Source organism: Buttiauxella sp. 3AFRM03, from assembly GCF_003675305.1.
In the GTDB taxonomy this organism is placed as follows: Bacteria; Pseudomonadota; Gammaproteobacteria; order Enterobacterales; family Enterobacteriaceae; genus Buttiauxella; species Buttiauxella ferragutiae.
In genome coordinates, this window is the sequence record NZ_CP033076.1 from 3,389,054 (window position 1) to 3,401,954 (window position 12,901).

Annotated in this window: 11 protein-coding genes; 5 read left to right on the forward strand and 6 right to left on the reverse strand. The window is 51.6% G+C overall.

Annotation, left to right across the window (positions count from 1 at the left end; genetic code table 11):
* Positions 1-3: 3 nt before the first annotated feature.
* The 3 genes from nirC to nirB all read right to left on the reverse strand — a co-directional run bounded on the left by nirC (position 4) and on the right by nirB (position 3,866).
* A complete protein-coding gene (nirC, locus tag D8682_RS17170) occupies positions 4-810 on the reverse strand; it encodes a nitrite transporter NirC (RefSeq protein WP_121814766.1) in 807 nt (268 codons plus the stop codon).
* 180 nt (positions 811-990) lie between these two features.
* The gene (gene nirD, locus D8682_RS17175) at positions 991-1,317 is read right to left on the reverse strand and encodes a nitrite reductase small subunit NirD (RefSeq protein ID WP_064542888.1); all 327 of its coding nucleotides are present in this window, start codon (positions 1,315-1,317) and stop codon (positions 991-993) included.
* Positions 1,314-3,866 carry a nitrite reductase large subunit NirB gene (gene nirB, locus D8682_RS17180; protein ID WP_121814767.1) on the reverse strand — a complete coding sequence of 851 codons (2,553 nt, stop codon included), beginning with the start codon at positions 3,864-3,866 and terminating at the stop codon, positions 1,314-1,316. The genes nirD and nirB overlap by 4 nt, the downstream gene beginning before the upstream one ends.
* A gap of 227 nt (positions 3,867-4,093) precedes the next feature.
* Between nirB and D8682_RS17190 the strand changes: the two genes are divergently transcribed.
* The gene (locus D8682_RS17190) at positions 4,094-5,377 is read left to right on the forward strand and encodes a cytosine deaminase (RefSeq protein ID WP_064542894.1); all 1,284 of its coding nucleotides are present in this window, start codon (positions 4,094-4,096) and stop codon (positions 5,375-5,377) included.
* 43 nt (positions 5,378-5,420) lie between these two features.
* Here D8682_RS17190 and tsgA read toward each other — a convergent pair whose 3' ends face one another.
* Positions 5,421-6,599, reverse strand: coding sequence for an MFS transporter TsgA (gene tsgA / locus D8682_RS17195; protein ID WP_064542897.1), 1,179 nt, complete (start codon positions 6,597-6,599; stop codon positions 5,421-5,423).
* 280 nt (positions 6,600-6,879) lie between these two features.
* On the opposite strand from tsgA, the gene ppiA reads away from it, so the two are divergent.
* The 4 genes from ppiA (at position 6,880) to D8682_RS17215 (ending at position 10,079) form a co-directional block, all read left to right on the forward strand.
* Complete coding sequence (gene ppiA, locus D8682_RS17200; RefSeq protein WP_121814768.1) at positions 6,880-7,452, forward strand: peptidylprolyl isomerase A; 573 nt, start codon at positions 6,880-6,882, stop codon at positions 7,450-7,452.
* Between the two features lie 107 nt (positions 7,453-7,559).
* Positions 7,560-8,162 (forward strand): putative adenosine monophosphate-protein transferase Fic, encoded by a 603-nt coding sequence (locus tag D8682_RS17205; protein ID WP_064542903.1) that lies wholly within the window; start codon positions 7,560-7,562, stop codon positions 8,160-8,162.
* 32 nt (positions 8,163-8,194) lie between these two features.
* Positions 8,195-8,758 carry an aminodeoxychorismate synthase component 2 gene (pabA, locus tag D8682_RS17210; RefSeq protein ID WP_121814769.1) on the forward strand — a complete coding sequence of 188 codons (564 nt, stop codon included), beginning with the start codon at positions 8,195-8,197 and terminating at the stop codon, positions 8,756-8,758.
* A 100-nt stretch (positions 8,759-8,858) separates the two neighbouring features.
* Positions 8,859-10,079: an aspartate aminotransferase family protein gene (locus D8682_RS17215; protein ID WP_121814770.1), complete on the forward strand. Its 1,221-nt coding sequence runs from the start codon at positions 8,859-8,861 to the stop codon at positions 10,077-10,079.
* Positions 10,080-10,082: 3 nt separating this feature from the next.
* Here the strand turns inward: D8682_RS17215 and D8682_RS17220 are convergent, their stop codons facing one another.
* Entirely contained in the window at positions 10,083-12,167 is a 2,085-nt protein-coding gene (locus D8682_RS17220) for a YccS/YhfK family putative transporter (protein ID WP_064542912.1), read from the reverse strand.
* Between the two features lie 91 nt (positions 12,168-12,258).
* On the reverse strand, positions 12,259-12,891 hold the full coding sequence (crp, locus tag D8682_RS17225) for a cAMP-activated global transcriptional regulator CRP (RefSeq protein WP_003852956.1): 633 nt from the start codon (positions 12,889-12,891) through the stop codon (positions 12,259-12,261).
* Positions 12,892-12,901: the final 10 nt, after the last annotated feature.

Consider the following 12,901-nt stretch of genomic DNA (forward strand, 5'->3'; position numbering starts at 1 on the left):
AAATTAGTTGCGTGCAGTCTCCGGCGCGGCGACTTGCGCAGGCTGTGGGCGCTCGGCTTTCGGCGTAGCATACCAATAACCCAGACCCATGAATACTACACCGGAAAGGGTATTCCCAAGCGTTACCCACAACAGGTTGTGACCGATACCCGCTATGGTGTAGGCGTCGCTATGATGACCAAACCAGGAGAGTGCAAACAGCGTCATGTTGGCAATGGAGTGTTCGTAACCGGAAGCGATAAACGCCAGCAGACACCACCAGATAGCGATGAACTTCGCAGCACCTTCAGTACGCACGGCCATCCAAATTGCCAGACAAACCAGCCAGTTACACAAAGCACCTTTGAAGAACAGTACCATCGCCGGAGCAGTGGTTTTTGCCAGCGCCGCGGTGTGAACCAGGCTGGTGTCCAACGGCAGCAGGCTACCGCCGCCCCATTTGTAGAGCAGGGCAACAAACACGGAACCCACCAGGTTACCCAGCCAGGTTTGCGGCAAAATACCCCACATTTGACCGTGAGTGATGGTGCCTGCTTTGACGCCGAACGTCAGGAACATGGTGTGTCCGGTGAATAGTTCAGAGCCTGCGATGATAACCAGCGTCAGGGCGATCCCGAAGGTGGCACCCATTACCAGTGGACGCAGCGCGGGATCAACCAGATTACCGAGGGTGAAGATCAGGATGATGCCGAGGCCGACATAAGCGCCTGCCATGGCAGAGCTTATCCAGAATCCGAGTGGATTGTTTTGCGACAATCGGGCAATGCGCGCGGCATTCGCCGCACATTTGTTAATGGTATCGGTGAACATTTTTGTTATCCCAATAAATTGAAAGAAAAAATAAATAATTGAAATTTTCCCCTCACCCCGGCCCTCTCCCCAAGGAGAGGGAGAACACCGATTTAATGTCCTCTCCCCAAGGAGAGGGAGAACACCGATTTAATTCCCTCTCCCTCAGGGAGAGGGCTAGGGTGAGGGTTGTTTTAAGACTTAAGCTTTAATCTGAACCTGGCCGTCTTGTACGCGCGCTTTGTAATGCGCAATTGAACGGCTCTCGTCTTCCATGCACAACCCGTCACGCAGTCTGAAACGCTGCTTTTTCAACGGGCTGGCAACCCACAATTCATTCTGATGTTCAGCAATCAAGCCGCGAGACAACACGCTGGCCTCAAAGAATGGGTCGATATTGCTGATGGCGAAAACCTGGTCATCATTACGTGGGCGGAAAATAGCAATCTGCTGATTACCCACCAATGCGCAAACACCGGTAGCAGGCAGAATGTCGTTTAACTGGCAAACGGTAGTCCACTGGCTCATACATTTTCCTCCACTTCTTCTACCAGGGTGACCGGGATACGTTCGTAAGGCGTAGCCGGGCGGTGTTGCTCGCGCTCAGGCACAATTTGTACATGCGGGTCGCGGTGTGGGCTGTTGATAAAGTGTTTGAAGCGAACCTGGGCTTCCGGTGTATTCACCGTTTCAGTCCACTCGCAGATCACTTTCTCGCGCAGGCGCGCCAGCTCAGCTTCCAGTTGATCATTCAGACCCAGTTTGTCGTCGATAATGACTTGTTTCAGGTACTCAATGCCGCCTTCCAGGCTGTCGAGCCACGGTGCGGTACGGGTCAGTTTGTCGGCGGTGCGGATGTAGAACATCATGAAGCGGTCGAGGTATTTGATCAGCGTTTCACTGTCTAAATCTGCTGCCAGTAAATCGGCGTGACGTGGTTTCATACCGCCGTTACCGCAGACGTACAGGTTCCAGCCTTTTTCAGTGGCGATAATCCCGACGTCTTTACCCTGTGCTTCCGCACATTCACGGGTACAGCCGGACACACCAAACTTCATTTTGTGTGGAGTACGAATGCCTTTGTAGCGGTTTTCCAGCTCAACGCCGAAGCCAACGCTATCGCCAACGCCGTAACGGCACCAGGTGCTACCAACACAAGTTTTTGCCATACGCAGTGCCTTCGCGTAGGCGTGGCCTGTCTCAAAACCAGCTTCAATCAGCTGACGCCAGATTTCTGGCAAATCATCTTTCTGTGCACCAAACAGGCCGATACGCTGGGAACCGGTGATTTTGGTGTAGAGGTTAAATTCGCGAGCGATACGGCCCACTTCCATCAAACCTTCTGGGGTAATCTCCCCACCAGCAGAACGCGGGATCACCGAGTAAGTGCCGTCTTTCTGGATGTTGCCGAGGAAGTTGTCGTTGGTGTCCTGAAGCGGCGTGTGCTTTGGTGACAGCACATAGTCGTTCCAGCAAGAAGCCAGCAGCGAACCGACGGTCGGTTTACAGACTTCACAGCCGTAACCTTTGCCGTATTTTTGCAGCAGCTCGTCGAAGGATTTAATGCCTTCAACGCGGATCAGGTGATACAGCTCCTGGCGTGAAAACGCGAAGTGTTCACACAAGTTGTGGTTGACTTCGATGCCTTGCTTGCTCAGTTCGGCATTCAATACTTGCGTAATCAATGGAATACAGCCGCCACAGCCGGTACCGGCTTTGGTTTCTGCTTTCAGCGCGGCAACGGTATGGCAGCCGTTGTTGATGGCTTTAACCAGATGCCCTTTGGTGACATCGAAGCAGGAACAGATTTGCGCGCTGTCCGGCAGTTTGTCGACGCCAATCGCTGGCTTACCGGAACTGGCATGCGCAGGCAGAATCAGCGCGTCCGGGTTTTCTGGCAGTTCGATGTTATTGAGTACCAGTTGCAGCAGGTTGCCGTAGTCGCTGGTGTCGCCTACCAGAACCGCACCGAGCAGGGTTTTGTTGTCAGCGCTAACAATCAGGCGCTTATAAACTTCTTTGCTTTCATCCAGATAAACATAGCTGCGGCAGTTTGGCGTGCGACCATGTGCATCACCAATCCCACCGACATCCACACCCAGCAGTTTTAGCTTGGCGCTCATGTCTGCGCCTTCAAAAGCGTTTTCGCTACCGATCAGGTGGTCAGCGGTGACTTGCGCCATTTTGTAGCCAGGGGCGACCAGGCCGAAGGTGCGGTTATTCCAGCTGGCGCATTCGCCGATGGCGTAGATGTCCGGGTCAGAAGTCTGGCAGGTGTCGTTAACCGCAATACCGCCGCGTTGACCTGTTGCCAGGCCGCATTGGGTCGCGAGTTTATCGCGTGGGCGGATACCGGTGGAGAAGACGATGAAATCTACTTCCAGGTCGGTGCCGTCGGCAAAGCGCATAGTCTTACGTGCCTGGTTGCCTTGTTGTACGATTTCCAGGGTGTTCTTGCTGGTATGAACGCGCACGCCCATGCTTTCGATTTTATTGCGTAGCTGCTCGCCACCCATGTGGTCGAGTTGCTCGGCCATCAGCATCGGGGCGAATTCAATCACGTGTGTTTCGACGCCGAGGTTTTTCAGCGCGCCTGCGGCTTCAAGGCCCAGCAAACCACCACCGACCACGGCACCGCGTTTACTACGGCGCGCACAGGCTTCGATGGCGTTCAAATCTTCAATGGTACGGTAGACGAAACAGTCTTGTGTTTCAGAGCCTTTAATCGGTGGGATCCACGGGTAAGAACCGGTGGCCATCACCAGTTTGTCGTAATACACGGTACGACCGGTATTCGAGTGGATGACTTTTTCCTGGCGGTTAATGGTGATGGCGCGTTCGCCAACCAGCACTTTTACGCCGTGTTTCTCGTAAAAGCCTTCACGGACCAGCGATAACTCTTCAGCGGTATGATGCGAAAAATAGGAAGACAGATGCACGCGGTCGTAGGCTTTACGCGGCTCTTCACAGAACACAGTAATGTCGAATTGGCCTGGCTGGGCTTTATCAAGTAAGTCTTCGATAAAGCGATGGCCGACCATGCCATTACCGATGATTGCGATTTTGACTTTGCTCATAATTGCCTCAATTTCTTTTCTATTACCGCCTACCTTAACGATTCAGCATTGGTGGTTATTGATACAAATCAAATACACCTTTATATACCTCTTAAGAGGTATATGTTTGATTTTAGTGGGTTTTTATAAGTCGTGGAAATGTTTAGTTATTCGCGGACCGACAATAAATGTCCTCGTTTTGCGGTGTGTGCTATGAAATAGAGGCGGCTAATCAAGAAGGGGTGGGTATGAGCAACAAGACGTTGGAGTTAATTCAAAATGTGCGCCTGGTGGGGCGTGAAGGTTTGTGGCAATTAGCCTTCGAAAATGGGCGCATCAAGGCCATTAAGCCGATGTGCGAAACGCAGCCAGAGAGCCAGCAGATTCTTGACGGGCGCGGCGGTCTGGCAATCCCGCCATTTATTGAGCCGCACATCCACCTTGATACCACGCAGACTGCCGGGCAACCGAGCTGGAATCAATCAGGCACCTTGTTTGAAGGCATTGAACGCTGGGCTGAACGCAAGGCGTTGCTGACCCACGAGGACGTGAAGCAGCGCGCCTGGCAAACGCTGAAGTGGCAGATTGCCAACGGTATTCAGTACGTGCGCACGCACGTTGATGTTTCAGACCCGACGCTGACCGCGCTAAAAGCGATGCTTGAAGTGAAAAAAGAGGCCGCGCCGTGGATTGAGGTGCAAATCGTGGCATTTCCGCAGGAGGGGATTCTTTCGTATCCCAACGGTGAAGCCTTGCTGGAGGAGGCCTTACGGCTGGGTGCTGACGTGGTGGGCGCTATCCCGCATTTTGAATTCACCCGCGAATATGGCGTTGAGTCGCTGCATAAAGCTTTCGCGCTGGCGCGCAAATATGACCGTCCATTAGATATTCACTGTGATGAAATTGACGATGAACAATCGCGCTTTGTGGAAACCGTAGCCGCGCTGGCGCTACGGGATGGCATTGGCGCACGCGTTACCGCCAGCCATACCACGGCAATGCACTCTTACAATGGCGCTTACACCTCGCGGCTGTTCCGTTTGCTGAAGCTTTCGGGGATTAACTTTGTCGCCAATCCGCTGGTGAATATTCATCTGCAAGGGCGCTTTGATGATTATCCGAAACGCCGTGGTATCACGCGGGTTAAAGAGTTGCTCGAAGCAGGAATTAACGTCTGTTTTGGTCATGATGATGTATTCGACCCGTGGTATCCGCTGGGCACCGCCAATATGTTGCAGGTGCTGCATATGGGGCTGCATGTTTGCCAGATGATGGGCTATCAGCAAATTGATGAAGGCTTAAAACTGATTACCGATAACAGTGCGCGCACCTTCGGCGTGCAGGATTACGGCATTGCCGAGGGAAATGCAGCGAACCTGATTATTCTTCCGGCTGAAAATGGCTTTGATGCGGTGCGCAGGCAGGTGCCAGTGCGTTGGTCAGTGCGGGCAGGGAAGGTGATTGCGACCACGCAGTTGTCGCAAACCTGGGTGATGCTGGATGAAGCCGAAGAGATAACATTTGGTGGATGAAAAGTGGCGGATGGCGCTTGCGCTTATCCGCCCTATAAAACGATTAATGTATTGTCGCGTTATGCTGACGGTGTTTCGTCACCAGACCCAAAATCAGGCACATAACAAACACCACGGCATACAAGCCGTTTGCGGTTTGCAGCGCCGCATGCGGGCCGCTGTGAGCCACGATCGGGCCGGTAACCACAAAGGTCAGCATGGTGCCGATAGTGCCGCAAGTCAGGACGAAGTTAACCAGTTTTGGTGAGGCAACTTTGGTCTGCAATGAACCAAGGGTGATAACCGAGGTGTAAATCGCGCTAGAGAAGAAGCCCAGAGCCAGAATAAACCATGCCAGATGAGTGGGTTCGCTGGTGTTGAACAGGTACATCAGAACGGTAGCTGCACCCGCAAGAACAGTCAGAATGCGTTGCAGATCGAAGAAACGCAAAATGAAACTGAACGCCCACATACCGAACATGTAAGACATCCAGAAATCACTGACTAACTGACCGGCATCATTCAGGTTCATGCCGAGGCTTTTGGCGTATTCCGGAACCCAGGAGATAAAGCCCAGTTGGCCTAAGATGTAGCACAGCGCGGCAATCGACAGGAACAGCACGCCAACCCCCCATTTTTCTTTCTCGGCCACTTTCTCGGTTGGTGCGGCGTGTTTGCCTAATGCCGGGAAGTCGCAACCGAAAGTCAGGATGAAGATAGCGACGTACACCAGACCGATGCAGACGTAAACCCAGTACCAGTCGATGCTGCGAGCCAGCAGAATCGCGGCAACCATTGGGAAAATCATCCCCGCCATGCTGAAGAAGGAATCGGTAAACAACAGGCGTGAACCGCGTTCACGGCCTTCATACATGTGGGTTATCAGGAATGTACCAATTGACATCGTGATACCGCTGACCAGCCCAAGCACAAACATTGCCGCCGAGAAAATGGTTAGGTTATCGCCAAAGACAAGCCCGGCAACCGCCAGAACCATCAGTATAAAACCAAAGCGCAACTGAGTTTTCAGTGGCACGATTTCCATTAACCAGGCATTCAGGAAAATAGAAATCAAAATACCCGCGTTCAGGAAGGTAAAGGTATTACTCATGCTGGAGACGGGTACGTGGAAGTATTCGGCAATATTGCCCATCACCATCCCGGTGACGATCACCAACGCGCCGGTCAGTGCGTAGGAGAAAAAGCTGATCCATGTGAGCTTAATGCGGTTGCTGTTAGTCATGACAAGCCTGTGAATAGAAATGTAAAGTGCTTTGACAGCACTCGAGAAGAATGGATTTTAGTCAAAAACGTGATTCATTCATACATTTTATGAATCATTTGGGGTTTGTTACTGCGCTTTAAGTGATATGAATCACAATTGAGCATGTATTCTCATTAGTCATTCATTTAACTTATTGATTTGTGTGAAAGTAAAAAACAGTAAATGGCTGGCGCATAGAGGAGTGCCTCTTTACAATCTAGCAACTTGCTTCATTCACTGCCTTCGTAAGGAATTTTTCATGCTCAAATCGACACTGGCGGCCGTAGCAACCGTGTTTGCTCTTACCGCGCTATCTCCTGCGGCACTTGCTGCTAAAGGGGATCCACACGTCCTGTTGACCACGTCAGCGGGTGAAATTGAGCTTGAGTTAAACAGCCAAAAAGCCCCTGTCTCTGTGAAAAACTTTGTGGATTATGTGAACAGTGGCTTCTACAACAACACCATTTTCCACCGTGTAATCCCAGGCTTTATGCTTCAGGGAGGCGGCTTCACTGAAGATATGAACCAGAAGCAGCCAAATCCACCGATCAAAAACGAAGCTGATAACGGTCTGCGCAATACTCGTGGCACTATTTCTATGGCACGTACCGCAGATAAAGACAGCGCAACCAGCCAGTTCTTCCTCAACGTTGCAGACAATGCTTTCCTCGATCACGGCCAACGCGACTTCGGTTACGCGGTATTTGGTAAAGTTGTGAAAGGGATGGAAGTTGCCGATAAGATCTCTCAGGTACAGACGCATGATGTCGGTCCATATCAAAATGTTCCGTCAAAACCTGTAGTTATTCTCTCCGCAAAAGTCCTGCCGTAAAAAATTCCCGCGCGGGTATTCTCTACTCGCGCAATCTCCTCCTTCCAGCACTTCCACCGATTGCTGCTTATACTTGTGGCAAGAAAGGGTCATGTTAGGGAGGCACCATGGCAAAGAAACTTACCGACAAACAAAAGTCCCGCCTTTGGCAGCAACAGCGAAGCCGTTCATTTCAGGCCAGTTCCCGGCTGGATATTCTTGAGCCTCATGCGCAAGATGAGACTATCGCACAGCGCGTAGAAACGATTGAACTTGGCCCGCTGCATCGCGGATTACCCTGGTTGTGTGCCATCCATCAGCAGCTGTTTCAGGATGTTTTCGACTGGGCAGGCGAGATACGGGATGTTGATATTTCCAAAGGGGAGACACAGTTCTGTCATTTCGAGTACATCGAAAATGAAGGTAACGATCTGATGCAGGAAATGGAGGACGAACATTACCTGGTCGGGCTTTCCAGAACTGAGTTCGTTCAACGCCTGGCACATTTCTATTGTGAGATTAACGTACTTCACCCGTTTTTTGTTGGCAGTGGCCGTGCGCAGCGCGTTTTCTTCGAGCAGTTAGCGATTCATGCCGGTTATGTTCTGGACTGGAAGGACGTTGCTCCGCAAGCCTGGCAAGAAGCCAATCAGGCTGGTGCGCTGGGTGAGCTGGCAGCGCTGACGGAGATTTTCACTAAAGTGGTGAGTGAAGCGTGCGAAAGCGAATAGAATAGCGCGGTTCTTTTTACTCCGGAGCCGCGATGCTACTGCTTATCGACAATTACGACTCATTCACCTGGAACCTTTATCAGTACTTTTGCGAATTAGGCGCGGAAGTAGTGGTGAAACGTAACGATGAGCTGACCCTTTCTGAAATCAGCGCGTTGGTACCTGAAAAACTGGTTATCTCTCCCGGACCTTGCACGCCAACTGAAGCGGGCATATCCCTTGCGGCGATTACTCACTTCGCCGGAAAGCTACCGATCCTCGGCGTTTGCCTTGGACACCAGGCGATTGCACAAGCATTTGGTGCAACCATTGTCCGTGCCGAAAAAGTGATGCACGGTAAAACCTCGGCTATCACCCATAACAATACTGGTGTTTTCAGCGGCCTGAACAACCCTCTGACCGTGACGCGTTATCACTCTTTGGTTATCGACCCGCCATCGTTACCTGAGTGTTTTGAAGTGACAGCGTGGACGGATAAACAAGAAATTATGGGTATTCGTCATCGCGAACTGGCGCTGGAGGGTGTGCAGTTTCACCCGGAAAGTATTCTCAGCGAGCAGGGGCATCAACTGTTAGCCAATTTCCTGAAGTATTGATTTTTTATTGCCAATAAATGATTTTTTATGCATATTTCATGATTATATTTTCACGTGTCTCTCATGAAGTTTTTATGCGTAAAAAGGGGATAGGCAATAAATGGCAACTGAACAATCCGCAATTACCCGCGCAACTTTCGATGAAGTGATTCTGCCGATTTATGCACCGGCTGAATTTATCCCGGTAAAAGGTCAGGGAAGCCGCGTTTGGGATCAACAAGGGAAAGAGTATGTTGATTTCGCGGGCGGCATCGCAGTCACGGCGCTGGGCCACTGCCATCCCACGCTTGTGGAAGCGTTAAAAAGCCAGGGCGAAAAGCTATGGCATACCAGCAATGTTTTCACCAACGAACCTGCGTTGCGCCTCGGGCGTAAGCTGATTGATGCCACTTTTGCTGAGCGCGTGCTGTTTATGAACTCCGGCACTGAAGCGAATGAAACCGCCTTTAAACTGGCGCGTTATTACGCTTCTACACGCCATAGCCCTTACAAAACCAAAATTATCGCCTTCCATAACGCCTTCCACGGTCGCTCGCTGTTTACCGTTTCTGTTGGTGGCCAGCCAAAATATTCCGACGGATTTGGCCCGAAACCCGCCGATATTATCCATGTCCCGTTTAACGATTTACATGCAGTAAAAGCGGTGATGGACGATCACACCTGCGCGGTGGTGGTGGAGCCAATTCAGGGCGAGGGCGGCGTAACGGCGGCGACACCAGAATTCCTGCAAGGCTTGCGTGCCTTGTGCGATGAGCACAAAGCGTTGTTGGTATTCGATGAAGTTCAGTGCGGCATGGGGCGTATCGGCGAGTTGTTCGCGTATATGCATTACGGCGTGACGCCAGATATTTTGACCAGCGCTAAAGCGCTCGGCGGCGGTTTCCCGGTAAGCGTTATGCTGACGACGCAGGAAATCGCTTCTGCATTCCATGTCGGCACCCACGGTTCCACTTACGGCGGAAACCCGCTGGCGTGTGCGGTGGCAGGGGCAGCATTTGATGTTATCAACACGCCGGAAGTGTTGAATGGCGTTACGGAAAAACGCCAGCTGTTCGTCAAGCATTTGCAGCACATTGACGAGCAGTTTGATGTGTTCAGCGATATTCGCGGTATGGGTTTGCTGATTGGCGCTGAGCTGAAACCGCAATACCAAGGCCGTGCACGTGAATTCCTGCATGCCGCTGCTCAGGAAGGGGTGATGGTGTTGAATGCCGGTCCTGATGTTATGCGCTTCGCGCCAGCCTTGATTGTTGAAAATGCCGATATTGATGAAGGTATGGCGCGCTTTGCAAAAGCAGTGGCGAAGATCGTTAACGGATAGTCGTTAATCCGACCGCCGCAAGCGGTTCAGCCAGATACCATGATGTGGCCGCTGACGCCATGCAACCGAAGAAATAGTGTGCATGGTGCTGAGGTGGCCCAAAATCCGCTGTAAATGTTGTTCCATCGTGCTCAATGGCCCACTCGGAAGCCCTTCCAGTGGGTCAAGAATATTCGCATCCTGGGTTTCGCCAGGCCCATCATATTGCAGCCGCTGCTGGCATCGTTGCAGCGCAATTTCACACGACTGCAAATAGCGCTGGGCTAAATCCGGTGTCAGCATGTTGTGCTCGCGCGCAAGCGTAGTCATGGCGTTGATGTGCTCGACAATAAACTGGCTGTGCGTCACCCACAATTTCATATCTGCCAGGTAATGCGAGTTAAAACCGGGTTCCTGCATCGCCTGATTCAGTGAGTTAAACAGCGCATTATGGGCTTGATTGACCTTCATTCGTTGCCAGGCTAGCGGCGTGGGTTCGGGATCGTTGCTCAGAATCAGGCGAATCGCGTCCTGGTCTTTTTCAAGCGCGTCGTGGGCGTTCTGGCGCAACAAACCGCTTTGCCACTGCGGCCACAGCCAAACCATGCCACCGAAGGCAATCAAACAGCCGAGCAGAGTATCAATCAAGCGCGGGACGATAAATTGCTCGGCGCTGAGTGTGAGCAGTTGCAGGGTATATACCGCCGTCACGGTAAAACCAATCGTCGCCCAGCCATAGCTCTGGCGAATAAACAAATAGCTGACCAGCGTAATGACCAGCATCGCGGCCAGGGCAATGCTTTGTGGGAAGTGAAAGTGCAGGGCGATACCCGCAATAGCCAGGCCAGCAATGGTCCCTGCCGAACGGTGAAGAATGCGCACCCGCGTGGCACCGTAGCCGTTTTGCGTAACGAACATCACCGTCATTAAAATCCAGTAGGGTTTCGGCAGATGTAAAAATGCCCCGAAAAGACTGGCGATGGTTAGCATTACGCCTAGTCGGGCGGCGTTGCGCAGGGCGGCAGATTTCAACGACAAATAGCTTTTCAGTGCTGCCCACAGCGGTAAACGGCGCTGCCGGTCTTCCATTAAATCACGGGCGTACAGAGGGCGTTGGATGCGCAGCACGCGGGCGATACGGCTGAAGTGATAATGACAAAACTGCCCAACCGGGTTGTCCGGATTCTGGCGAGCAATTTTCTCGAGGGCTTCAATTTGTTTCTCCATCGTAAAACGCTGTGGGTAACGATGGTAGAGAATGTCATCGGCCAATACGCGCAAGCGTGCCGCAATGGTCTGCGCATTCCAGCGAATAACCGCTTCTGCATGGCTTTTCGCGACAAGTTTTTGCACCTCGGCAGGCTGGTGCAAACTGACGGAGATGTGCTCCTGCAAATCTAACGCTATCTGAAAAGAGCGTAACAAATGTTTGTAACCGTTCTGCTGATTCGCCGACAGCATATGCAGCTGTTGGTAGCAGATGGTGATCAGGTCTACGGCTTTTTGCTGGCGAGCCAGCAGTGGAGGCAGCGCTGTTTCGGGATCAGCATGTTGTGTCAGCATGCCGTATTTGGCTTCACAGTACTCCGCCAATTGGCGATAGAGCAGGCTTAACGTTTCGCGCAGCGGCTGCTCACGCCACATCCAGAACCAAAACCAGTTAAAGACTCCGTACCAAATCGTGCCGGAGACATATAACACCATCGGCTTCCAGATAGGCATATTGCCGGCCATGCTTAGCGTAAAGATGGCCGCAATCAGCGATGCCGGAAGCAAACGTGCGTGCAGGGCGCTGATTTCAGCGGTGACGCCTAACAAGAGCGCCATCACCATAAGAATGATGGGCAATGGGACCGCGGTGTAGAGCAGCAAAAGCTGCATGATTAAACTGCTGGTCGCAAAAAGAGTGCCGCCAACAATCAGGCGTTTAAAAAAACGCTTATGGGGTGTATCCAGACCAGCAATGTTGCAACAAGCGGGCACTAACGAGAAAAGCAGACCTAACTGCAAATTCCCCAGTAGTAAACCGATCCCCACAGGAAGGCACAGCACCAGCGTTTGCCGCAGTGCATAGTTAACTTCAGGGTGATAGATTAATCTTCTCCACATATGCTTGTCATACTTTGTGTTGCAGGTGTTTGGATTTTAAAGACAAAAAAAGGCGTGTCCATAAAGCAACACGCCTTTTTTGAAACGGAAATTAACGAGTGCCGTAAACGACGATCGTTTTGCCGTGAGCGGAGATCAGGTTCTGATCTTCCAGCATTTTCAAGATACGACCGACAGTTTCACGAGAACAACCGACGATCTGACCAATTTCCTGACGGGTAATTTTAATCTGCATACCGTCTGGGTGAGTCATTGCATCAGGCTGTTTTGCCAGGTTCAACAGTGTCTGCGCGATACGACCAGTCACATCGAGGAATGCCAGGTTACCGACTTTCTCAGAAGTGACTTGCAGACGACGAGCCATCTGGGAAGAAAGACGCATCAGAATGTCTGGGTTTACCTGGATCAGCTGGCGGAATTTTTTATAGGAAATTTCAGCCACTTCACAGGCAGATTTAGCACGGACCCAGGCACTACGTTCCTGGCCTTCTTCGAACAGCCCTAACTCACCAATAAAGTCGCCCTGATTCAGATAGGAGAGGATCATTTCCTTGCCCTCTTCATCTTTGATCAGAACAGCTACAGAGCCCTTGACGATGTAATACAGCGTCTCTGCTTTTTCACCCTGGTGGATCAGTGTGCTCTTCGATGGATACTTATGAATGTGGCAATGGGACAAGAACCATTCGAGAGTCGGGTCTGTTTGCGGTTTGCCAAGCACCATGCGCGGTTAT

Coding starts and splice junctions, on each gene's coding strand:
- nirC (WP_121814766.1), bottom strand. CDS start 810: ATGTTCACCGATACCATTAACAAATGTGCGGCGAATGCCGCGCGCATT.
- nirD (WP_064542888.1), bottom strand. CDS start 1,317: ATGAGCCAGTGGACTACCGTTTGCCAGTTAAACGACATTCTGCCTGCT.
- nirB (WP_121814767.1), bottom strand. CDS start 3,866: ATGAGCAAAGTCAAAATCGCAATCATCGGTAATGGCATGGTCGGCCAT.
- D8682_RS17190 (WP_064542894.1), top strand. CDS start 4,094: ATGAGCAACAAGACGTTGGAGTTAATTCAAAATGTGCGCCTGGTGGGG.
- tsgA (WP_064542897.1), bottom strand. CDS start 6,599: ATGACTAACAGCAACCGCATTAAGCTCACATGGATCAGCTTTTTCTCC.
- ppiA (WP_121814768.1), top strand. CDS start 6,880: ATGCTCAAATCGACACTGGCGGCCGTAGCAACCGTGTTTGCTCTTACC.
- D8682_RS17205 (WP_064542903.1), top strand. CDS start 7,560: ATGGCAAAGAAACTTACCGACAAACAAAAGTCCCGCCTTTGGCAGCAA.
- pabA (WP_121814769.1), top strand. CDS start 8,195: ATGCTACTGCTTATCGACAATTACGACTCATTCACCTGGAACCTTTAT.
- D8682_RS17215 (WP_121814770.1), top strand. CDS start 8,859: ATGGCAACTGAACAATCCGCAATTACCCGCGCAACTTTCGATGAAGTG.
- D8682_RS17220 (WP_064542912.1), bottom strand. CDS start 12,167: ATGTGGAGAAGATTAATCTATCACCCTGAAGTTAACTATGCACTGCGG.
- crp (WP_003852956.1), bottom strand. CDS start 12,891: ATGGTGCTTGGCAAACCGCAAACAGACCCGACTCTCGAATGGTTCTTG.